This window comes from Streptomyces gamaensis (assembly GCF_042656465.1).
GTDB lineage: Bacteria > Actinomycetota > Actinomycetes > Streptomycetales > Streptomycetaceae > Streptomyces > Streptomyces gamaensis.
On sequence record NZ_JBHSPB010000003.1, the window covers coordinates 20,821 to 40,786 of the forward strand.

16 protein-coding genes and 5 tRNA genes are annotated in these 19,966 nt (G+C 73.7%); 11 read left to right on the top strand and 10 right to left on the bottom strand.

Annotated elements, in window-relative coordinates; translation table 11 throughout:
* Positions 1–67: 67 nt before the first annotated feature.
* The 3 genes from purL to purS are packed head-to-tail and all read right to left on the bottom strand — an operon-like array spanning position 68 to position 3,269.
* Positions 68–2,317 carry a phosphoribosylformylglycinamidine synthase subunit PurL gene (purL, locus tag ACFP1Z_RS04985; protein WP_390314650.1) on the bottom strand — a complete coding sequence of 750 codons (2,250 nt, stop codon included), beginning with the start codon at positions 2,315–2,317 and terminating at the stop codon, positions 68–70.
* A complete protein-coding gene (gene purQ, locus ACFP1Z_RS04990; protein WP_390314651.1) occupies positions 2,314–3,000 on the bottom strand; it encodes a phosphoribosylformylglycinamidine synthase subunit PurQ in 687 nt (228 codons plus the stop codon). Before purQ ends, purL begins: the two co-directional genes overlap by 4 nt.
* The gene (purS, locus tag ACFP1Z_RS04995) at positions 2,997–3,269 is read right to left on the bottom strand and encodes a phosphoribosylformylglycinamidine synthase subunit PurS (RefSeq protein ID WP_390314652.1); all 273 of its coding nucleotides are present in this window, start codon (positions 3,267–3,269) and stop codon (positions 2,997–2,999) included. Before purS ends, purQ begins: the two co-directional genes overlap by 4 nt.
* Positions 3,270–3,626: 357 nt before the next feature.
* On the opposite strand from purS, the gene ACFP1Z_RS05000 reads away from it, so the two are divergent.
* From ACFP1Z_RS05000 to ACFP1Z_RS05045, 10 genes are all read left to right on the top strand, one after another.
* The gene (locus tag ACFP1Z_RS05000) at positions 3,627–3,944 is read left to right on the top strand and encodes a histone-like nucleoid-structuring protein Lsr2 (protein ID WP_390314653.1); all 318 of its coding nucleotides are present in this window, start codon (positions 3,627–3,629) and stop codon (positions 3,942–3,944) included.
* A gap of 246 nt (positions 3,945–4,190) precedes the next feature.
* Positions 4,191–4,262, top strand: a tRNA-Gly gene (locus ACFP1Z_RS05005).
* 45 nt (positions 4,263–4,307) lie between these two features.
* Positions 4,308–4,379 (top strand) — tRNA-Gly (locus tag ACFP1Z_RS05010).
* A gap of 45 nt (positions 4,380–4,424) precedes the next feature.
* Positions 4,425–4,496 (top strand) — tRNA-Gly (locus ACFP1Z_RS05015).
* Between the two features lie 79 nt (positions 4,497–4,575).
* Positions 4,576–4,648 (top strand) — tRNA-Gly (locus ACFP1Z_RS05020).
* A 136-nt stretch (positions 4,649–4,784) separates the two neighbouring features.
* Positions 4,785–5,807 carry an ABC transporter ATP-binding protein gene (locus tag ACFP1Z_RS05025; RefSeq protein WP_390314654.1) on the top strand — a complete coding sequence of 341 codons (1,023 nt, stop codon included), beginning with the start codon at positions 4,785–4,787 and terminating at the stop codon, positions 5,805–5,807.
* Positions 5,807–6,601, top strand: a complete 795-nt coding sequence (locus tag ACFP1Z_RS05030) for an ABC transporter permease (protein WP_390314655.1) — start codon at positions 5,807–5,809, stop codon at positions 6,599–6,601. Before ACFP1Z_RS05025 ends, ACFP1Z_RS05030 begins: the two co-directional genes overlap by 1 nt.
* A gap of 122 nt (positions 6,602–6,723) precedes the next feature.
* Positions 6,724–7,998, top strand: coding sequence for a sensor histidine kinase (locus ACFP1Z_RS05035; protein WP_390314656.1), 1,275 nt, complete (start codon positions 6,724–6,726; stop codon positions 7,996–7,998).
* Entirely contained in the window at positions 7,995–8,675 is a 681-nt protein-coding gene (locus ACFP1Z_RS05040; RefSeq protein WP_390314657.1) for a response regulator transcription factor, read from the top strand. The genes ACFP1Z_RS05035 and ACFP1Z_RS05040 overlap by 4 nt, the downstream gene beginning before the upstream one ends.
* Positions 8,676–8,709: 34 nt before the next feature.
* A tRNA-Gly gene (locus tag ACFP1Z_RS05045) sits at positions 8,710–8,782 on the top strand.
* A gap of 79 nt (positions 8,783–8,861) precedes the next feature.
* Here the strand turns inward: ACFP1Z_RS05045 and ACFP1Z_RS05050 are convergent.
* From ACFP1Z_RS05050 to purD, 6 genes are all read right to left on the bottom strand, one after another.
* Positions 8,862–10,223: a sensor histidine kinase gene (locus ACFP1Z_RS05050; protein ID WP_390315048.1), complete on the bottom strand. Its 1,362-nt coding sequence runs from the start codon at positions 10,221–10,223 to the stop codon at positions 8,862–8,864.
* A 227-nt stretch (positions 10,224–10,450) separates the two neighbouring features.
* Positions 10,451–11,137, bottom strand: a complete 687-nt coding sequence (locus ACFP1Z_RS05055) for a response regulator transcription factor (protein WP_390314658.1) — start codon at positions 11,135–11,137, stop codon at positions 10,451–10,453.
* Positions 11,138–11,223: 86 nt separating this feature from the next.
* The gene (locus ACFP1Z_RS05060) at positions 11,224–12,123 is read right to left on the bottom strand and encodes a phosphoribosylaminoimidazolesuccinocarboxamide synthase (RefSeq protein ID WP_390314659.1); all 900 of its coding nucleotides are present in this window, start codon (positions 12,121–12,123) and stop codon (positions 11,224–11,226) included.
* A 93-nt stretch (positions 12,124–12,216) separates the two neighbouring features.
* The gene (locus ACFP1Z_RS05065) at positions 12,217–13,734 is read right to left on the bottom strand and encodes a N,N-dimethylformamidase beta subunit family domain-containing protein (RefSeq protein WP_390314660.1); all 1,518 of its coding nucleotides are present in this window, start codon (positions 13,732–13,734) and stop codon (positions 12,217–12,219) included.
* Between the two features lie 194 nt (positions 13,735–13,928).
* Positions 13,929–16,508, bottom strand: a complete 2,580-nt coding sequence (locus ACFP1Z_RS05070; RefSeq protein WP_390314661.1) for a hypothetical protein — start codon at positions 16,506–16,508, stop codon at positions 13,929–13,931.
* 301 nt (positions 16,509–16,809) lie between these two features.
* Complete coding sequence (gene purD / locus ACFP1Z_RS05075; protein WP_390315049.1) at positions 16,810–18,060, bottom strand: phosphoribosylamine--glycine ligase; 1,251 nt, start codon at positions 18,058–18,060, stop codon at positions 16,810–16,812.
* A 283-nt stretch (positions 18,061–18,343) separates the two neighbouring features.
* Here purD and ACFP1Z_RS05080 point away from each other — a divergent pair, with 283 nt between their 5' ends.
* A complete protein-coding gene (locus tag ACFP1Z_RS05080) occupies positions 18,344–19,075 on the top strand; it encodes an SLATT domain-containing protein (RefSeq protein WP_390314662.1) in 732 nt (243 codons plus the stop codon).
* A 143-nt stretch (positions 19,076–19,218) separates the two neighbouring features.
* Here ACFP1Z_RS05080 and ACFP1Z_RS05085 read toward each other — a convergent pair whose 3' ends face one another.
* On the bottom strand, positions 19,219–19,869 hold the full coding sequence (locus ACFP1Z_RS05085; RefSeq protein ID WP_390314663.1) for a hypothetical protein: 651 nt from the start codon (positions 19,867–19,869) through the stop codon (positions 19,219–19,221).
* Positions 19,870–19,966 lie beyond the last annotated feature (97 nt).

Here is a 19,966-nt window from a genome sequence, read left to right on the forward strand (position 1 = left end):
CGGCCTCGGGCACGCTGCCGTGCCGTTGCGGCGGAATTTCCTTCCGCCGCAACGGCGTTCGCGTTCGTTACGCCAAAAGCGCCGGGATCGTCTCCTCGTGCGCCTCGCGCAACTCGGCCAGCGGGATCGTGAACTGGCCCTGCACGTCGATCTCCTGGCCGTCCACGACACCGATACGGGTCGCGGGCAGCCCGCGTGCACCGCACATGTCGGAGAAGCGCAGCTCCTCGCTGCGCGGCACCGCGACGACCGCGCGGCCCGCCGACTCGGAGAACAGGAACGTGAAGGCGTCCAGCCCGTCCGGCACGACCAGGCGCGCGCCCTTCCCGCCACGCAGGCAGGACTCGGTCACGGCCTGGATCAGACCGCCGTCCGACAGGTCGTGCGCCGCGTCGATCATGCCGTCGCGGGAGGCGGCGATCAGGATCTCGCCGAGGAGCTTCTCGCGGTCCAGGTCGACGGCCGGCGGCAGCCCGCCGAGGTGGCCGTGGACCACCTGCGACCAGGCGGAGCCGCCCAGCTCCTCCTCGGTGTCACCCAGGAGATAGAGCAGATGTCCCTCGTCCGAGAAAGCCATCGGCGTACGGCGGTTGACGTCGTCGATGACGCCGAGCACCGCGACCACGGGGGTCGGGTGGATGGCGTTCTCGCCGGTCTGGTTGTACAGCGAGACGTTGCCGCCGGTGACGGGCGTACCGAGGGCCAGACAGCCGTCCGCCAGTCCGCGCGTGGCCTCCGCGAACTGCCACATCACCGCCGGGTCCTCGGGCGAACCGAAGTTCAGGCAGTTGGAGATGGCCAGCGGACGCGCGCCGGTGGCGGCCACGTTGCGGTACGACTCGGCGAGCGCGAGCTGCGCCCCGGCGTACGGATCGAGCTTGGTGTAGCGGCCGTTGCCGTCCGTGGCGACCGCGACACCCAGATCGGTGTCCTCGTCGACGCGGACCATGCCGGAGTCCTCCGGCTGCGCCAGCACCGTATTGCCCTGCACGAAACGGTCGTACTGGTCGGTGATCCAGGACTTGGACGCCTGGTTCGGGGAGGAGACCACCTTCAGGACCTGCTCGCGCAGTTCCTCGGGGCGCTCCGGGCGCGGCAGCTTGTTGGCGTCGTCGGCCCGCAGGGCGTCCTGCCAGTCGGGACGGGCGTACGGGCGCTCGTACACCGGGCCCTCGTGGGCGACCGTACGCGGCGGTACGTCCACGATCTGCTCGCCGTGCCAGAAGATCTCCAGCCGGTCGCCGTCGGTGACCTCGCCGACGACGGTGGCGATCACGTCCCACTTCTCGCAGATCGCGAGGAAGCGCTCGACCTTGCCGGGCGCGACGACCGCGCACATGCGCTCCTGCGACTCGCTCATGAGGATCTCCTCCGGCGAGAGCGTCGCGTCGCGCAGCGGCACCCGGTCCAGCTCGACGCGCATCCCGCCGGAACCGGCGCTGGCCAGCTCGGAGGTGGCGCAGGACAGACCGGCGCCGCCGAGGTCCTGGATGCCCTCGACGAGGTGCTCGCGGAAGAGCTCCAGGGTGCACTCGATGAGGAGCTTCTCCTGGAAGGGGTCGCCGACCTGGACGGCGGGGCGCTTCGCCGGGCCGGTCGATTCGAAGGTCTCCGAGGCCAGTACCGAGACGCCGCCGATGCCGTCGCCGCCCGTGCGGGCCCCGTACAGGATGACCTTGTTGCCCGTGCCGGAGGCCTTCGCGAGGTGGATGTCCTCGTGCTTCATCACGCCCACGCACAGGGCGTTGACGAGCGGATTGCCCTGGTAGCAGGCGTCGAAGACGACCTCGCCGCCGATGTTGGGCAGGCCCAGGCAGTTGCCGTAGCCGCCGATGCCCGCGACGACGCCCGGCAGGACGCGCTTGGTGTCGGGGTGGTCGGCGGCGCCGAAGCGCAGCGGGTCCATGACCGCGACCGGGCGGGCGCCCATCGCGAGGATGTCGCGGACGATGCCGCCGACGCCGGTGGCCGCGCCCTGGTAGGGCTCGATGTACGAGGGGTGGTTGTGCGACTCGACCTTGAAGGTGACCGCGTAGCCCTGGCCCACGTCGACGACACCGGCGTTCTCGCCGATGCCGACGAGCAGGGCATCGTTCTCGGGGGCCTTCTCGCCGAACTGGCGCAGGTGGACCTTGCTGCTCTTGTACGAGCAGTGCTCGGACCACATCACGGAGTACATGGCGAGCTCGGCACCGGTGGGGCGGCGGCCGAGGATGTCGCGGATCCGCGCGTACTCGTCCGGCTTCAGGCCGAGTTCGGCCCAGGGCTGCTCGACGTCCGGGGTCTCCCCGGCGTGCTTGACGGTGTCGAGAGTCATGCTGCGTCCTTGACCAGCTTCTTGAGGATCGAGGTGAAGAAGCCGAGCCCGTCCGTGCGGCCGGTGCCGATCAGCGGCTCGACGGCGTGCTCGGGGTGCGGCATCAGGCCGACGACGTTGCCGGCGGCGTTGGTGATGCCGGCGATGTCGCGGAGCGAACCGTTCGGGTTGCCGTCCAGGTAGCGGAAGACGACGCGGCCCTCGGCCTCCAGTTCGTCCAGGGTGCGCTCGTCGGCGACGTACCGCCCGTCGATGTTCTTCAGCGGGACGGAGATCTCCTGGCCGGCCGTGTAGTCACTGGTCCAGGCGGTGTCCGCGTTCTCCACCCGCAGCTTCTGGTCGCGGCAGACGAAGTGCAGGTGGTCGTTGCGCAGCATCGCGCCGGGCAGCAGGTGCGACTCGGTGAGCACCTGGAAGCCGTTGCAGATGCCGAGCACGGGCAGGCCCGCGCGCGCCTGGTCGATGACGGTCCCCATCACGGGCGAGAAGCGGGAGATGGCGCCCGCCCGCAGGTAGTCCCCGTAGGAGAAGCCGCCGGGCAGCACCACCGCGTCGACCTGCTTGAGGTCCTTGTCGCGGTGCCACAGCGGTACGGGCTCCAGGCCGGCGATACGGACCGCGCGCTGGGTGTCGCGGTCGTCGAGCGTGCCGGGGAAGGTGACGACCCCGATACGTGCCGTCACCGGTCCGCTCCGGCGGCTGCGGCCTCCCCGTCGACCCGCACGGTGAAGTCCTCGATCACCGTGTTGGCGAGAAACGTTTCCGCCATCTCGTGGATTCGGGCGAGGGCGGCCTCGTCGACCGGACCCTCCACCTCCAGTTCAAAGCGCTTGCCCTGACGGACGTCGGCGATCCCCTCGAAACCCAGGCGGGGCAGCGCGCGCTGCACCGCCTGCCCCTGCGGGTCGAGGATCTCCGGCTTGAGCATGACGTCGACTACGACGCGTGCCACTGGCACTCCCGGTGTGTGGTGCGTGAGCTGAAGCGGTGCCGCCAGCGTACAGCTTCAAAAAATCTACGCGCATAGATATGGTGGGCGTCCTGTCACGTTTACGCATCGACCCGCCCCGGCCCTCCGGAAAATCTCGGGAAAATGCCCGGGAAGCCGGGTGCCGAATGGGCGGCAAAGAGGGCAACCTCTGGTTGTGGCACCGCGCCGACGCCGGCCGGACCGCCCGACCGGAATTTTATGGGCTTCACATTCCATTGCCCTTCGATGTACAAATGAATAAGCCTTGCTCAGAAACAACCGGAACCGCAGCATCTCCGCAGATCACCGCAGTGCTGCCTGCCGAAAGGACCGATTTCCGTGGCGCAACGAGTAGTGGTCACGCTCTCCGACGACATCGACGGCGGGGAAGCCGCGGAGACGGTCATCTTCGGCCTCGACGGCAAGTCGTACGAGATCGACCTGAACGCTGCCAATGCGAAGAAACTGCGGAGTGCCCTGGCGCCTTACGTGGCGGCCGGCCGCAAGCACTCCCGCTCCGGCAAGACCTTCAAGCGCACGGCCGTCGCGCCGGACCCGGCGGCGGTGCGGGCGTGGGCGCGCTCGCACGGGATGGACGTGCCGCCGCGCGGCCGCATCCCGAAGAAGGTGTACGAGGCGTTCAACGCGGCCCGCTGAGGGAGCGGGGCGGCGCGGGGCGACCTCGGTTCCGTCCGGGTTCGTCCGGACTCCGTCCGGGTTCCGTCCGCTCCAACGCCCCGCGCGTGGGCGGTCACTGACGCACTGTGAGGCGGGCGACGGACCCGGCGGGTCCGCTCGCCGGCCTCTCCCGGACTCGATTTGCCAAGCACCCGGGATGATCAGCTACAGTCTGGATCAACGCCGAGGGGCGCGGACGGGAAACCGGCCGGGGCCCGAGGTCGCGCGGGTGTAGCTCAGTAGTAGAGCGCCCCCTTTCCAAGGGGGAGGCGCAGTGTGCGATTCCTGTCACCCGCTCTGATCGTCCTCCGGCCACGCCAGTGGCCGGGTGCGGCGAGTCATGCGGGTGTAGCTCAGTAGTAGAGCGTCCTCTTTCCAAGAGGAAGGCGCAGTGTGCGATTCCTGTCACCCGCTCTGATCGTCCTCCGACCGCGCGAGCGGTCGGCTGGGGCGAGTCATGCGGGTGTAGCTCAGTAGTAGAGCGTCCCCTTTCCAAGGGGAAGGCGCAGCGTGCGATCCCTGTCACCCGCTCTCATCACGGTTACCGACCACCCCGGTGGATCAGGTACAGTGGTGTTCGCGCCGCCCGGTGAGAGCCGGTCGGGAGCATGCGGACGTGGCTCAGTTGGTAGAGCATCACCTTGCCAAGGTGAGGGTCGCGAGTTCGAATCTCGTCGTCCGCTCAGGGAATGAAGGCCCCGGTCATTGCGACCGGGGCCTTCGTCGTGTCGGGGGTGCCCGGGGCCTCATGACAAACGTCATCCGAGGTCATGACAGTCCGCACTGATGTCGGGGCCGGGCCGGCGGAAGCCTTGAAGCATGGACATCGGGGACTGTGTGATCGAGGCCGCGGGGCTGCGGCGCCGCTACGGGCCGCAGGGCGGCAAGGGATTCGAGGCGGTGCGGGACGTCTCCTTCACCGTGCGGCGCGGCGAGTTGTTCGCGCTCCTGGGGACGAACGGGGCGGGCAAGACGTCCACGGTCGAGCTCCTGGAGGGGCTGGCGCGCCCGACGGGCGGTCAGGTGCGGGTGCTGGGGCACGACCCGTTCACGGAGCGGCGCGCGGTGCGGCCCCGGATCGGGGTGATGCTCCAGGAAGGCGGCTTCCCCGCGGACCTCACGGTGGCGGAGACCACGCGGATGTGGGCGGGCTGCACCACGGGGGCCAGGCCCGTCGGCGAGGCGCTGGAGCTCGTGGGGCTGGGGCCGCGCCGGGACGTACGGGTCAAGCAGCTCTCCGGCGGCGAGCGGCGCCGGCTCGACCTCGCGCTCGCGCTGCTCGGGCGGCCCGAGGTGCTCTTCCTGGACGAGCCGACGACCGGCCTCGACCCCGAAGCCCGGCACACCACCTGGGAGTTGGTGCGCCGGCTGCGCGAGGACGGCACGACGGTGCTGCTCACCACGCACTATCTGGAAGAGGCCGAGGCGCTCGCGGACCGGCTGGCCATCATGCGCGAGGGGCGGATCGTGACCTCCGGCGCCCCCTCCGAGGTCATCGGGGAGTATCCCTCGCGCATCCGCTTCGCGGTGCCGGTGGGCTGGTTCGTCGGCGATCTGCCGCCGCTGGCCGAGCTGGGCGTGATCCGGCACGAGGAGAGCCAGGGCCGAATAGAGCTCCAGACGCGGGAGTTGCAGCGCACGCTGACGGGGCTGCTGCTGTGGGCCCGCGACGAGGGCGTGGAGCTGGAGGGGCTCGACGCGCGCACCGCCTCGCTGGAGGAGGCGTTCCTGGCGATAGCCGGTGCGGGGGAAGGGACTTCGGCCCCGGAGCCGAAGCCGGAAGAGGAGTCGGGGCCGGCGCGGCGTGCGGTGGCCGGGGCCGGTTCGAGGAGGAGCAAGTGATGGCGACATCAACTACGGGATCCACGGCGGCGTCCACGGCGGGATCGCGCGTTCTGGCGCTGGGGAAGGCGGAGCTGCTGCTGCTCCGGCGCAGCAAGACCGCGCTGTACATGGGGCTGTTGATGCCTGCCCTCATGGTGTTCGCGATGCACCGGGCGACCGGGGAACTCGACGTCGAAAAGACCGGGATGTCACTTCTGGAAGTGTCCATCACCGGTGGATTCGGTTACATCCTGATTTTCGCCGTCTATCAGAATCTGGTCACCGCCTATGTCGCCCGCCGCGAGGAACTGGTCCTCAAGCGGCTGCGGACGGGCGAGGCGAGCGACACGGAGATCCTCGCGGGCACGGCGCTGCCGGCGGTGACCGTGGCGGTGGCGCAGTGCCTGCTGCTGGTCGTCGGCGGCATGGCCCTGCTGCGCCTGCGGGCCGTCGAGCGCCCCGAACTCCTCGTGGCCGGGCTGCTGTTGGGCCTCGTGCTGTGCGTCGCCCTGGCGGCGGCCACCTCGGCCTGGGCCAAGTCCGTCGAGGGCGCCCAGTTCGTGACCACTCCCCTGTTCCTGCTGTCCCTCCTGGGCTCCGGGCTGTTCATCCCGCTGGAGATCTTCCCGGACCCGGTGGCCCAGGCCTGCCGGCTGCTGCCGCTCACCCCGGCCGTACAGCTGATGCGCGGCGGCTGGCTCGGCGGCGCGAGCGCGGGCGACGTCGTGCAGTATCTGGTGACCGCGTTGGTGTGGGTGGCGCTGGCCGTGTTTGCTGTACGACGGTGGTTCCGCTGGGAGCCGCGACGGTGAGCCGGCCGGGAGGCGGCGGGTAGCGAGAACGAACGGGGGCCGGGCGCATGGGGCTGCGCGGGCGAGTACGGGAGTGGCGGGGCCGGAGCAAGGCGGCCCAGGTCGACAGCTATACACGGTGGATGCTGGCCGGCATCACCTTCGTGTTCCCACTGGCGAATGCCGCGTCGCTGCTCGGCGGCCCCGGCCCCCGGCCCCTCGGGTGGCTGCTGCTGGGCGTGTCCCTCGCCCACTGCGTCCACAACATCGGTCTGGGCACCCGCTGTTTGGACCACTACCTGTGGAAGCGCCCCGCCCCCTGGTGGCGCCTGTTCTTCTCCGGTGTGCTGTTCGCGACCGTGGCGACCGTCCTCGTCGTCAAGGTCGCTGTCGACGGGATGGCGCACCTGACGACCATGGGCATGGTGCTGCAGGCCAGCGGGCTGATGTTCTTCGGTCCGTGCAGCCTGCTGACCCGCATCCGCAAATACCTGGCCGTCACCGCCGCGACCGCCCTCGGCCTCGGAGTCCTCGTCGTCCTGCCCACGGGCGAGTGGAGCGGCGGGGTCACGGTCGCCGTGTTCCTGATGGGCATCGGCCTGTGGAGCATGGCCACACTGCGCACCTCCGGCTGGATACTCTCCGTCCTGTGGGAACTGGAGGCCGCCCGGGGCGTGCAGGCGCGGCTCGCGGTCGCGGAGGAGCGGCTGCGCTTCGGGCGGGACATGCACGACGTGCTCGGCCGCAACCTCGCGGTGATCGCGCTCAAGAGCGAGCTCGCCGGGCAGCTGGCGCGGCGCGGCTCGGAGGCGGCGCTGGAGCAGATGGACGAGGTCCAGCGGCTGGCGCGGGAGTCGCAGCGGGAGATGCGGGAGCTCGTGCGGGGCTACCGGCAGGCCGATCTGCACACCGAACTCGTGGGCGCGCGGGGCGTGCTGGCGGCGGCCGGCATCGAGTGCCGCATCGACGACCGCTCGGGCCGGGAACTGCCGGTGCCGGTGCAGTCCGTACTGGCGTGGGTGGTGCGCGAGGGCACCACCAATGTGCTGCGGCACGCGGACGCCCGCCGGTGCGCGATCCGGCTGCGGGCCGCCGACGGGGAGGCCGTACTGACCATGGAGAACGACGGGGTGCAGGACGCCGGGCCGGGGTCCGGGGCGGGTTCGGGGCTGGCGGGCCTGCGGGAGCGGGTGACCGTGCTGGGCGGCACGCTGACGGCCGAGCGCCGGGCGCGCCGTACGTTCCGGCTGGCCGCGCGCGTTCCGCTGACCGCGGCCCCGGAAGCGGGGAAGGGTGTGGAGGCGCCCTCGCCGGAGCAGGAACCGGAGCGGGAACCGGAGCAGGAAGAGGAACAGCGGGCGACGGGGACCGTTCCGGCCGCGGCCGGGTCCGTCGGCGCGGGTGAGGGGAAGGCATGAGCGGCGAGCAGGTCCGGCCCGGGGGCGGGGGCGCAGACGCGCGTACGGGCGCGGCCGGCGGGCCGGGTGCGCCCGTACGCGTACTGCTGGCGGACGACGAGCATCTGATCCGGGGGGCGCTCGCGGCACTGCTGGGGCTGGAGGACGATCTGCTGGTCGTCGCCGAGGCCGCCTCGGGGCCGGAGGCGCTCGCGATGGCGCGGGCGCACCGGCCCGATGTGGCGGTGCTGGATCTGCAGATGCCGGGGGCGGACGGTGTGACAGTGGCCACATCGCTGCGGGCCGAGGTCCCGGACTGCCGGGCCATGATCGTGACCGGTCACGGCCGGCCGGGACATCTGAAGCGGGCCCTGGAGGCGGGGGTGCGCGGCTTCGTGCCGAAGACCGTCTCCGCGCAGCAGCTCGCGTGCATCATCCGCAGCGTGCACGCCGGAAACCGTTACGTGGACCCGGAGTTGGCGGCCGACGCGATCAGCGCGGGGGACTCCCCGCTGAACGCGCGCGAGGCGGAGCTGCTGGAGCTGGCGGAGGACGGCGCTCCGGTCGCGGAGATCGCGGAGCGTGCCTCGCTGACGCCGGGGACGGTCCGCAATTACCTCTCGGCGGCCGTCGCGAAGCTCGGTGCGGAGAACCGTCACGCGGCAGCGCGCATCGCACGCGCTCAAGGTTGGCTATAGTGGAACCGCACCGCAGGGGAAACCCGCGGGGCAGGCGGACGTAGCTCAGTTGGTAGAGCACCACCTTGCCAAGGTGGATGTCGCGAGTTCGAGTCTCGTCGTCCGCTCAGCGAAACGAAGGCCCCGGTCATCACGACCGGGGCCTTCGGCGTTCCCGGGGCCGAAGGCCCCGGCGGGCCCCCGCGCTCAGCCCGCCGGGAACCGCAGCCGGAAGAGGGCGCCGCCCGTCCGCGCCGTCCCGGCGGTCAGCCCGGCGCCGTGGGCGCGGGCGATCTGCCGGGCCATGGCCAGGCCCAGACCGGAACCGGGCAGGGCGCGGGCCTGCCGGGAGCGGTAGAAGCGGTCGAAGACATAGGGCAGGTCCTCGGGGGCGATCCCGGGGCCGTGGTCGCGGACGGTGAGATCGAGACCGCTGTCCGTACGGGCCAGCCGTACCTCGACGGCGCCGCCGGGCGGGCTGAACTTGGCCGCGTTGTCGAGCAGGTTGGACAGCAGCCGGGCGAGCCGGGCCGGAACCCCGGGGACGACGGCGGCCGTACCGGTCACGGTCACGTCCACCGTGAAGACGGCGGCGGGCCAGTGGCCCCGGGCGTCGGCGACGACCCGCTCGACGAGGGCGTCGAGGCGGACCGGCTCGACGAGTTGCTGCGGCTCCTCGTCCCGGGCGAGCTCGATGAGATCGCCCACCATGCCGGTGACCTCGCGCAGCTGGCGGCCGAGCGCGGCAGCCGCCCGCTCGCGCCGCTCGGGGGTGAGCCGGTCGGCGCGGGCGAGGAGTTCGGCGTTGGTGCGCAGGGCGGTGAGCGGGGTGCGCAGTTCGTGGGAGGCGTCGGCGACGAGCCGGCGCTGGGCGGCGACCGCCTCCTCCAGTTCGCCGAGCATCGTGTTGAAGCTGTCCGCGAGGCGCGTGATCTCGTCCTGGCGGCGCTCCTCGTAGGGGGCGAGCTCGATGCGGTGCGCGGGATCGCGGGTGGCGGCGATGCGTTCGGCGGTGGCGGTGAGCCGCGTGACGGGGCGCAGGGACGTACGGGACGCGAAGTAGCCCAGCCCCGCCGCGAGAAGGACGCCCGCACCGCCGACCGCGCCCAGCAGCAGGCCCGCCTGCTTGACGCCCTCGTCGACGGTGTCGGAGCGGACGGCGACCTGGAGGGCCCGCCCGTCCTTCACGCGCGTGGTGAACATGCGCAGCTTGCGCCCGTCGAGGGTGATGTCGCTGTAGTACGCGCCGAGGGTGCCGGCCGCGACGCGGCGCGTGGCGCCCGTCACCGGCAGCACCAGCCCGTGCTGGCCCGGGGCGGCGGGGTCGGCGCCGACGGTCTGGGCGCAGGCGGGGGCCGCGAGCCAGGTGCACTCCCCGTACAGGGTGCCCATGCCGAAACGGCTGTTGGGCCCCTGGCTCTCCTGGACGATCAGCGTGGCCTGCTGTTTGAGTTGCAGGTCGAGCTGGCGGACGAGTTCGTAGCGGATGACGACGTACGCGGCGCCGAGCACCCCGAGCGCGACGAGGGCGACCGCGACGGAGGTGACCACGGCCAGCCGGGCCCGCAGCGGGCGGCGGGCCAGGAGGCGGCCGAGCGGGGTGCGGCGTGCACGGTCCGCGTCGCCGGCACGGTTCCGGCTGCGCGGACGGTCGACGCCGATGGCGCGGTTCACGCCGTCGGGGCGGTCTGCGCCGTCGGGGCAGTTCACGCCGTCGACACGGCCAACGCCGACGACACGGCCAACGCCATCAGTACGGTCCCGGCCATGGGCCGCGGCCTCGCCGCGTCCGCGGTTCACGCCTCCGCCAGGCGGTAGCCGACGCCGTGCACGGTGTGGACCAGGCGTGGCGCTCCGCCCGCCTCCAGTTTGCGGCGGAGGTAACCGACGTAGACGGCCAGGGAGTTGGAGTCCGGGCCGAAGTCGGTGCCCCAGACGCGCTCCTGGATCACCTCGCGCGGCAGCACCTGCCCCGGGTGCAGCAACAGCACTTCGAGCAGGGCGAATTCGGTGCGGGTGAACTCCAGGGGGACGCCGCCGCGGCTGCCGGTGCGGGTGGCCGGGTCCACGGTGAGGTCCGCGAACGCGAGCCCGTCACCCTCCTCCGCCGCCGCGGCCGGCGCGGCACGGCGCAGCAGCGCCCGCAGCCGCGCGCACAACTCGTCCAGCGCGAACGGCTTGACGAGGTAGTCGTCCGCACCGGCGTCCAGGCCCGCGACCCGGTCGGAGACGGCGTCGCGGGCGGTCAGCACGAGGACGGGCGTACGGTCGCCGAGGGCACGCAGCCGACGGCACACGGCGAGGCCGTCGAGCACCGGCATCGTCACGTCCAGCACGATCGCGGAGGGCGGTGCCGCGGCGACGGCCGAGAGGGCTTCGAGACCGTCGGCGGCGCAGCGCACCTCGTAGCCCTCGATGTGCAGCCCGTCGGCCACCGCCGCCCGCACCTCGGGGTCGTCCTCGACTACGAGCACGCTGTACATCGGTCCTCCGGCGGGATACGGGATGGGGCTTCCCACCTTCGCAGATGCGAGCACCCCGGCGGCGGGCCGGAACCGCTACGCCCCGCTCACTCCCACTTGGTGCCCGTCAGCCGCTGGTAGGCCTCCAGGTACTTGGCCCGGGTGCGTTCGGCGACCTCGGCGGGCAGCGGGGGCGGCGGGGTGTCGCCGTGCCGGTCCCAGCCGGAGGCGGGGGAGGCGAGCCAGTTCCGGATGATCTGCTTGTCGAAGGACGGCTGCGTCCGGCCGGGCTCCCAGTCCTCGGCGGGCCAGAAGCGGGAGGAGTCGGGGGTGAGGACCTCGTCGGCGAGCACCAGGCCCCCGTCCGCGAAACCGAACTCGAACTTCGTGTCGGCGAGGATGATGCCCCGGTCGCGGGCGATGTCGCGGGCCCGGCCGTACACCGACAGCGTGGTCTGGCGCAGCAGCGCGGCGGTCTCGGCGCCGACCCGGCGGGCCACCTCCTCGTAGGAGACGTTCTCGTCGTGCTCGCCGACCTCCGCCTTGGTGGCGGGCGTGAAGATCGGGGAGGGCAGTTCGGAGCCGTCGGTCAGGCCCTCGGGCAGGGCCAGGCCGCACACGGTGCGGTTCTCCTCGTACTCGGCGAGCCCGGAGCCCGTCAGATAGCCGCGCGCCACGCACTCGACGGGCACCATCTCCAGGGGCCGGCAGATCAGCGTGCGGCCCTCCCAGTCGGCGGGGGCACCGGCGGGCACCTCGGTGGAGAGCACGTGGTGCGGCACGAGGTCGGTGAGCCGCTCGAACCACCACAGGGACAGCTGGGTGAGGATGCGCCCCTTGTCCGGGATCTCGGTGGCGAGCACCCAGTCGTAGGCCGAGGTGCGGTCGCTGGCGACCATCACCAGCCGTCCCTCCGCGTCCCGGTAGAGGTCACGGACCTTGCCCGTGTGCAGATGCACAAGGCCGGGAACCTCGACAGGCTCGGGCTTCTCTACGAATCCGGACACACGCCCTCCTGGTGGTTTGTCCAAGCACCACTGATTCTGCCGTACGGGCGTGCGTCTGCCCCGCTCAGGGGCGGTCACTCCCCGGCGGAAAGATCAACCCCGCTTGCAGATGCGGTCGAGGAGGTTGGCCGTGGCCCGCTGGATCCGGACATCGGTGTGGCCCGGCCGGTCCAGGGCCGGGGACCAGGCGAAGGTGCCGGAGGCGAAGACGAGGGCGCCGCTGGGGGCCCGGTACAGCGAGGTCTCCTGGTGGCGGAGCGCGCCCTCGCCGTCGGTGTACGGGGAGTGCGCGAGCAGGATGCGGCGGGTGTGCGCGGGCAGGGCCGTCCGCGGGAAATAGCGGTCGGCCTCGCCGGCGACCAGGCCGGGCAGCTCGTCGCCCTCGGCGGCGCCGGTCGCGTCCCACAGCCAGTGGCCGGCGTTGCGCACCACCAGCGGCGCGGGCTCGGGCACCCGGCCCGCGTACTGGATGCCCAGCAGCTGCTGCTCGGGCGGTGCGAGGTCGCGCCACAGCGCGGAGCGGCCGGGGCCGCGGTGTTTTCGGCAGCTGAGCAGGTGGTCCTGGCCGGCCGGGGAGGGGGCCAGCTCGACCTGCCAGTACATGGTGTTGGCGGAGAGGAAGACCAGGGAGGTGCCCGCGTCGCGGGCGGCCTCGGCGGCCCGGCGCATCGGCGCCGACCAGTACTCGTCGTGGCCGGGGAAGACCAGGCCCCGGTAGCGGGAGCAGTCGACGCGGCCGGCGTGCAGATCGCGGGTGTCGGCGTAGGCGAGGTCGTAGCCGTAGCGCTCGGCCCAGCGGATGAAGTCGTAGGCGTGACCCACGTGCAGGGGCAGGCCCGCGCCCGCGAAGGGCCGGTCGAAGGAGACGGTGGTCGCCGCGGCCTCCTCGCCGAGCAGCCGGCCGTGCTCGTCCCACGCGTGGTACAGGCTCGCGCCCGTGCGGCCGTCCTCCGGATACAGGTTGTACGCCTGCCAGGTGATGTCCGGCAGCACGAGCAGCAGATCGGCCGGGTGCGCGTCACGGACCAGGAAAGGGATGTGACTGCGGTAGCCGTCGGCGGTGGTCAGGACCGCGACGTACGCGCCCGGGCTCCAGTAGCCGGGGATCTGCAGCCGCCAGGACAGCCACCAGTGGTGGCAGGAGACCGTGCGGCCCACGGTCAGCGGGGCGGGCTGCACGATGCCGGACAGCCGCGGACTGCTGGTCATCTTCGCGGCGCCGTCGCCCGCGTAGTGGCCGATGCGGTAGACGTCGACGCCGAACTGCTGCGGCGGATCCACCGTGATCCGGAAGTCCATGGCCTCGCCGGGCGCGACCGCGCTGGTGGAGGCGAAACCCTTGATCTGGCAGCGGACGTCGTCGGCGGTGCGGGGGCCGCCTCCCTCGGCGCCCGCGCGGCCCGGGGCCTGCGAGCGGGCGCGCGGGGCGGGGATACGGGGGGTGCGGCCCGCGGCGGGGACGTGCTCGGCGTACCAGGGGATGATCCGGCCCGTGCCGTCGAAGTAGCACTCACTGCCGCGCAGCCAGGGCAGGGGACCCTGCCCGAAGGGGTCCGAGACGGCGTGCGCGAGCGCCCCCGACTCCCAGCGGCGGATCTGCTCCGTCCCCATGTGCGCCTCCCTCCCCTGCGCCCTCGACGTGTCCCGGCCCGCGGCGGTGCCCGCGTGCGGCGCGTACGGATCGGCGGCGCGGCCGGGCCCAGCACATCACACCGCGCGCCCGGCCCGTCACCGCTCGTCGGGTCATTTCCCGGTACGCGCCGGGGCGGGCGGGCCGGCGGCGCGCCCGCGGGCCGCGCCGCCGCTCACCCCAGCCGGACCGGCTTCTCGGGCCGGACCCCGACCTCGCCGAGCCAGGAGCGCAGCGGGCCGTCGTCGCCGTCCTCGATGAGGCTGAGGACGGTACGGGCCAGGTCGGCGCGGCGGACACCGTCGACGAGCAGGGCGGGGCCGTCGAGCCAGTCCAGGCCGGGGGCGGCGCCCGCGGTGTCGACGGCGGCGCAGCACACCATGGCCGTCACGTGGTCGGCGAGCAGCTCCCTGCCGCTGCGGGGCGGCTGCAGCGGGAAGAGCGGGGCGAGCCCGTCCGCCCAGGGCTCACCACCGCCGGGCGCCCCGAACGGGCCCCGGTCCACGCCCCGCCCGCCCTGCGCGGCCTCCCGTGCCACCTCGGCACTGAGCCGCGCCTCCAACTCCTCCGCGACCCCGCTGCCCGCGGGCCCCGCCAGCCGCTCGATGACCCGGCCGACACTGGCGACGGCCGGCTGCGAGTCCGGTTTCACCGGGAGGGCGGGGCCGGCCGCGCGGGCCGGCGCCGGTGCCGCGACGGGCTCCGCGACGGGCTCCGCCGGGGGCACGGCCGAGCGGTCCGGGGCCGTCGGGAGTGCGGGGGCGTGCGCGGAGCCCGGCGCCACGACGGGCTCCGCCGGAGGCACGGTCATGGGGTCCGGGTTCGCAGGGAGTGCGGGGCCGCACGCGCGGGGGCCCGGCGACGGCGCGGGGGCCGGATGTGCCGGGGCGTCCGGCACGGTCCCCGGCCCGGCCGTGGCAACCGGCGCACCGGGAGCCCCCGCAGGATCCGGCGCCGCCGGCTTCCCCCCGGCCGGGAGGCCGGGATCGCCGATGAGGCCCGGTCCCGCGACTGCGGGCTCCGCGACAGGCTCCGCCGGGGGGACGGCCACACGATCCGGCGCCGCAACAGGCCCCGCCGGAGGCACAGCCACGCGGTCCGGGGTCGCCGGGAGTGCCCGGTGCGCCGAGGCCGTGGGCTCCTGTGCGGGCCCGGGCCGGGATATCCCGGCGACGCCGCCCGCGGCACGCTCGACGGCCAGGGCCGCGACCGGATCCCCGCCGGGGCCGGCCAGGCCCCCGGCCGCTCCCGCCGTCCGGGCGCCCCCGTCGGCCCCGGGCCCCGCGCACGCCCCCGCACCGGAACGGGAGCCGCTCCCGCCATCGGCCGCCTCCGCCGACTCCTCGCGCATACCCGCCGCCACAGCGGCATCCACCGCACCGCCCCGTGCGACCCCGTCGCACACCTCCGCGCCACAACCGCCACCCGCAGCCGTGGGCACCGCCGGTGCCGTCCCACCGTCGCCCGCCACCGCCGACCCCCCGCACGTACCCCCCACCGCAGCGGCATCCACCGCCCCGGAACCGCCCCCATCGGCGCAGCCGCCACCCGCGGCCGGTGGCCACTCGGCCGCGCGTTCCGGGGCCCGGCCCGGCAGTGGGGTCGGGATGTCTTCCAGCACGCGGTGCAGCCGGGCCGCTTCCAGGCGCCATTTGCGGTCGACGACCTCCTCCGGGTACTGGCCCCAGGCGACGGGGCACCAGTCGGGGCCGGGGGCGGGCGGGCCGCCGTGGAAGAGGCGGGCCGCTAGGAGGGAGGCGGCCTCGTCGATGGCGCCGGGCTCCTCCAGCAGGTCGCAGGCGGGGCGCTCGCCCAGGCGTGAGGTGAAGCCCTCGGCCAGGCGGTCGCGGCGGGAGAGCTCGGTGAGGGCGGCGACGACGCCCGCGTCGAGCCGGGAGGGCCAGCGGCCCATGCGCCAGGCGGGCAGCGCCACCCGGGTCAGCAGCCGGTCCCAGCCGGCGTAGGCGAGGCCGACCTGCTCCTGGGCGGCGATGCGCAGGCCGTAGTCGACGGTCTGGGCGCGCTCGGAGGCGGCGGCGGCCACCCCGCGCTCCATCTCCGCGACGTGGTCGCGGCAGGAGTGCAGGAGCAGCCGGGCGACGCCGCCCACGAAGGCGAGGACGGGCCGCCCGGCGGCGACCGCGACGGCGGCGTCCAGCCCGCGCACGAAACGGCGGGCGGCCGCTATGTCGGGATGGGCCGAGGGGCCCGTGCCGGCGACGACGGGCGCGAGCAGGGCGCGCAGCTCGGCGACGCGCATCCACCACAGGAAGGGCGAGCCGATGACGAGGACGGGCGCGGCCCCGGTGCGGCGCAGCGGGCGGGCCCGGCCGCGCGGCGGGCCCAGCGCGGGGTGGGTGCGGTCCTCCAGCCAGCTGTCGCAGTCGGGGGTCAGGGCCATCGCGGAGGGCGCGGGGACGCCGAGCCGCTCGGCGAGGTCGCGCACGAGCCGGTAGAGGTCGGGGGCGGTCTCCTCGGGGATGGGCACCGTGGGGCTGAGGGCGGGCCGGGCCCGGGCGACGACCGCGCCGACGGCGACGGCGAGGGTCAGGGCCACGGCGGCGGCCCCGGCCACGGCCCAGCGGGCGGCGGCCCAGCCGCCGCCGCTGGGGATGTGGCCGGTGGCGCCGCCCGTCAGCAGCACGACGGCGGCCGCCGCGGGCAGCAGGGCGACGGCCAGCGCGGCGCTGCGGATGCGCAGCACCGCGAGGGCTCGGGTGCGCGCGGCCAGCGCGCCTGCTTCCGGAACTGCCACGGGACCGATCACCCCCTGTTGCCAGTTGTGCTCTGCCGACGAGCCGAGGAGTGCGACCAAAGCGGGACAAGGCGGTCCCGGGCGACAGCGCCGACGGCGCTGCCCCGGGTTGCCTTCCCCCCACTGTGGCACCGGGCTCTGACATCGCAATGCCGGTGGGCCAGTTGCCGGAGTCCGGCAGCCGGCTGCGCCGCACCATAGATCCGGCGGGGGGCGCACGTCAGCCGATTGGACAACCGGTCACCCGATGGAATGGCCTTGGTCAAAGCCGGGCCAAACAGGGAGGTCGTTGCCGGGCCCCTCAGGCGGAGGCGGCGGCCTTGGCGGCGATGTCGGTGCGGTGGTGCGAGCCGTCGAGCCGGATACGGGAGACGGCCTCGTACGCGCGCCCGCGCGCCGTGGCCAGGCTGTCGCCGGACGCGGTGACGGACAGCACGCGACCCCCCGCGCTCACCACGTCCCCGCTGTCCGTACGGGCGGTGCCCGCGTGCAGCACGTACGCGCCCTCCACCCCGGCGGCCTCGGCCAGGCCCTCGATGACGTCGCCGGTGCGCGGCGCGTCCGGGTAGTTGTGGGAGGCGACGACGACGGTGACGGCGGCGCCGTCGCTCCAGCGCAGCGGCGGCACGGAGGCGAGGGTGCCGGTGGCGGCCGCGTACAGCAGCCCGGCCAGCGGGGTCTTCAGGCGGGCGAGGACGACCTGCGTCTCCGGGTCGCCGAAGCGCGCGTTGAACTCGATGACACGCACGCCGCGCGAGGTGATCGCGAGCCCCGCGTACAGCAGTCCGCTGAACGGCGTGCCCCGGCGCCGCAGTTCGTCGACGGTGGGCTGCAGCACGGTGCGCAGCACCTCGTCGACGAGCCCGGCGTCGGCCCACGGCAGCGGCGAGTAGGCGCCCATGCCACCGGTGTTGGGGCCCTCGTCGCCGTCGAGGGCGCGCTTGAAGTCCTGGGCGGGCTGCAGCGGGACGACCGTCTCGCCGTCGGTGACCGCGAAGAGGGAGACCTCGGGCCCGTCCAGGAACTCCTCGATCACCACGCGGCCGCAGGCGAGCGCGTGCTCGCGGGCCGCTGCGGGGTCGGCGGTGACGACGACGCCCTTGCCGGCGGCGAGCCCGTCGTCCTTGACCACGTACGGGGGGCCGAAGGCGTCGAGCGCCCGGTCGATCTCGTCGGGGGTGGTGCACACGTAGGCGCGGGCGGTGGGGACGTTCGCGGCGGCCATGACGTCCTTGGCGAAGGCCTTGGAGCCCTCCAGCCGGGCCGCCTCTGCGGACGGGCCGAAGACGGGGACGCCGTGCTCGCGCAGGGCGTCGGCGACACCGGCGACCAGCGGGGCCTCCGGGCCGATCACCACCAGGTCCGCCTCCAGCGAGGCGGCCAGCGCGCGGACGGCCGCGCCGTCGCGGGCGTCCACCGGGTGCACCTCGGCGACCTCGGCGATCCCGGCGTTGCCGGGGGCGCAGTGCAGCGCGGTGACGTCGGGATCGAGGGACAGTGAGCGGCACAGGGCATGTTCGCGGGCGCCGCCGCCGATGACGAGGACCTTCACAGCAGTCACCCTATTGCCTCGTCGACACATCTCCCCGGCGGGGCACGGACCCGCCGGGGAACCGGGCCCCGGGGCGTCATCACGGCGCCCCGGCGCCGGCGGGGCACCGCAGGTGGGACGGGTTCCCCGGAAACGGTTGCCACCCTTTCGAGTGCATCCGGCCGGTTCCTATACCGGATTCCGCAGCGCTTACGGGCCAAAAACCGGGGATCTTGTGTCGCAGGCCAGCCGTTCGGCGGTAGGAAGGGGGCTCGCGATCCGCCACGGCAGAGGGAGTGCACGGGTGAGCCAGCCGGAGATGCAGCCCGAGGGGCTCCCCCGGGAGCAGGGTGTGAGGATCCGGGGCGACCTGCGCGGCCGGACCTTCCCCCTCGGTGACTGGGGGGAGCCCGCGGAGCGTCTCGACGAGCTGTACCGCTGGGTCGAGAGAGGGGCGCTGTATCTGGTCGACTGGTATCTCGCCGACCGCGCGTGGAAACGCCGTTGGGCGCGCGCGCTGCGCGTGGGGGCCGCCGCTTTCGCGTTCGTCGGCGCGCTGCTGCCGCTGCTGCAGCTGACCACCGTCCTTCGTACCGGGGCCGCTTGGGGCTTCGTCGTGCTGCTGGGCGCGGTGGCGTGCCTGGCCTGCGACCGTTTCTTCGGGCTGACGTCGGGCTGGATGCGTGCGGTGTCGACGGCGCAGGCGGTCCAACGGCGCCTGGAGGCCCTGCAGTTCGACTGGGCCTCGGAGTGCGTGCGCGAGGTGCTCGGCCCGACGGAGGGCACGGCCAGTGAGGCCGCCGAGCGCTGTCTGACGGTGCTGCGCCGTTTCTCCGAGGACGTCTCGGAGCTGGTGCGGGCCGAAACCGCCGACTGGATGGTGGAGTTCCGGGCGGGGCCGACGCCGCTGCTGACGCAGTCGCTGGTCTCGTGGGGCCCCCGCGGGGAGGGCGGCGGCCCCATGCCGCGCTTCCCGATGGCGCCGGGCACGCGTCCGAACATGCCGCGTCAGCGGCCGCCGGAGTCGCCCCGCTGAGCGCTCCGCTGGAAGTGCCGCGAACGGGTCGTCGACCGACTGCGGCGCCGTCGTGGCTGGTCACGCAGGTCCCCGCGCCCCTTCGGGGCGCTGCCGTACCGCAGTGAACTTCGCCCGACCTGCTGAGCCGCTCTCAGCCGCTCTCAGCTGAACACGATCATCGAGCCCTGTCCCAGGCTGCGCGTCGCCGCCGCGTACAGACCCAGCCAGACGTGCCGTTCGCGGGCGAAGGGGCTCGCGTCGTACGGGCCCGGGGCGGCGCGCTCGTCGAGGCCGGTGGGGCGCTGCGGCGGGGCCGGGACGGCCGGCGGGTCGGCGGGGTCGATGCCCAGCGCGGGGGCCACGGACTCCAGTTCCCGCAGCAGCCCCTGGCTGGACCCCAACGGTCCGCCGCCCGCGAGGAGTTCGTCATTGGACAGCGGGTGGGCGAAGTCGACCGGCACGTACGCCCCGGCGTGGTCGTAGTGCCACACCAGGTGCGACTGCCGGGCCGTGGCCTCGAACATCTCCAGCAACTGCTCGTAGTCGCCGCCGAGTTCGTCGACGGGGGTGACCGGCAGCCCGCACAGGTTCAGCAGATGGGCGCGGCGCAGGAAGTGCAGCGCGTCGTAGTCGAAGCCCGCGACCGGGGCCACGTCCCCGGACAGGCCCGGCATGTAGCCGAAGACGGGCACGGACGGCAGCCCGGCCTCGCCGAGCGCCTTGTCGTACACGGCGAGTTCCTCGGCGAAGGGGTTGTCGGGGCTGTGGCACAGCACGTCGACGAGGGGGACAAGCCAGAGATCACAGGCCACGTGAGCTCACTCTCGGTCGGGTACGGGACGGGGCCTCGGGGACGGAGCCTCAGGGACGGGGCCACGGGGACGGAGCCTCAGGGACGAGGCAGGCGCG

Bases quoted from the DNA above. Each gene is read 5' to 3' on its own strand.
- purL (WP_390314650.1), bottom strand. From the start codon at position 2,317: ATGACTCTCGACACCGTCAAGCACGCCGGGGAGACCCCGGACGTCGAG.
- ACFP1Z_RS05035 (WP_390314656.1), top strand. From the start codon at position 6,724: ATGCTGGCCGGCATCACCTTCGTGTTCCCACTGGCGAATGCCGCGTCG.
- ACFP1Z_RS05040 (WP_390314657.1), top strand. From the start codon at position 7,995: ATGAGCGGCGAGCAGGTCCGGCCCGGGGGCGGGGGCGCAGACGCGCGT.
- ACFP1Z_RS05025 (WP_390314654.1), top strand. From the start codon at position 4,785: ATGGACATCGGGGACTGTGTGATCGAGGCCGCGGGGCTGCGGCGCCGC.
- ACFP1Z_RS05065 (WP_390314660.1), bottom strand. From the start codon at position 13,734: ATGGGGACGGAGCAGATCCGCCGCTGGGAGTCGGGGGCGCTCGCGCAC.
- ACFP1Z_RS05055 (WP_390314658.1), bottom strand. From the start codon at position 11,137: ATGTACAGCGTGCTCGTAGTCGAGGACGACCCCGAGGTGCGGGCGGCG.
- ACFP1Z_RS05030 (WP_390314655.1), top strand. From the start codon at position 5,807: ATGGCGACATCAACTACGGGATCCACGGCGGCGTCCACGGCGGGATCG.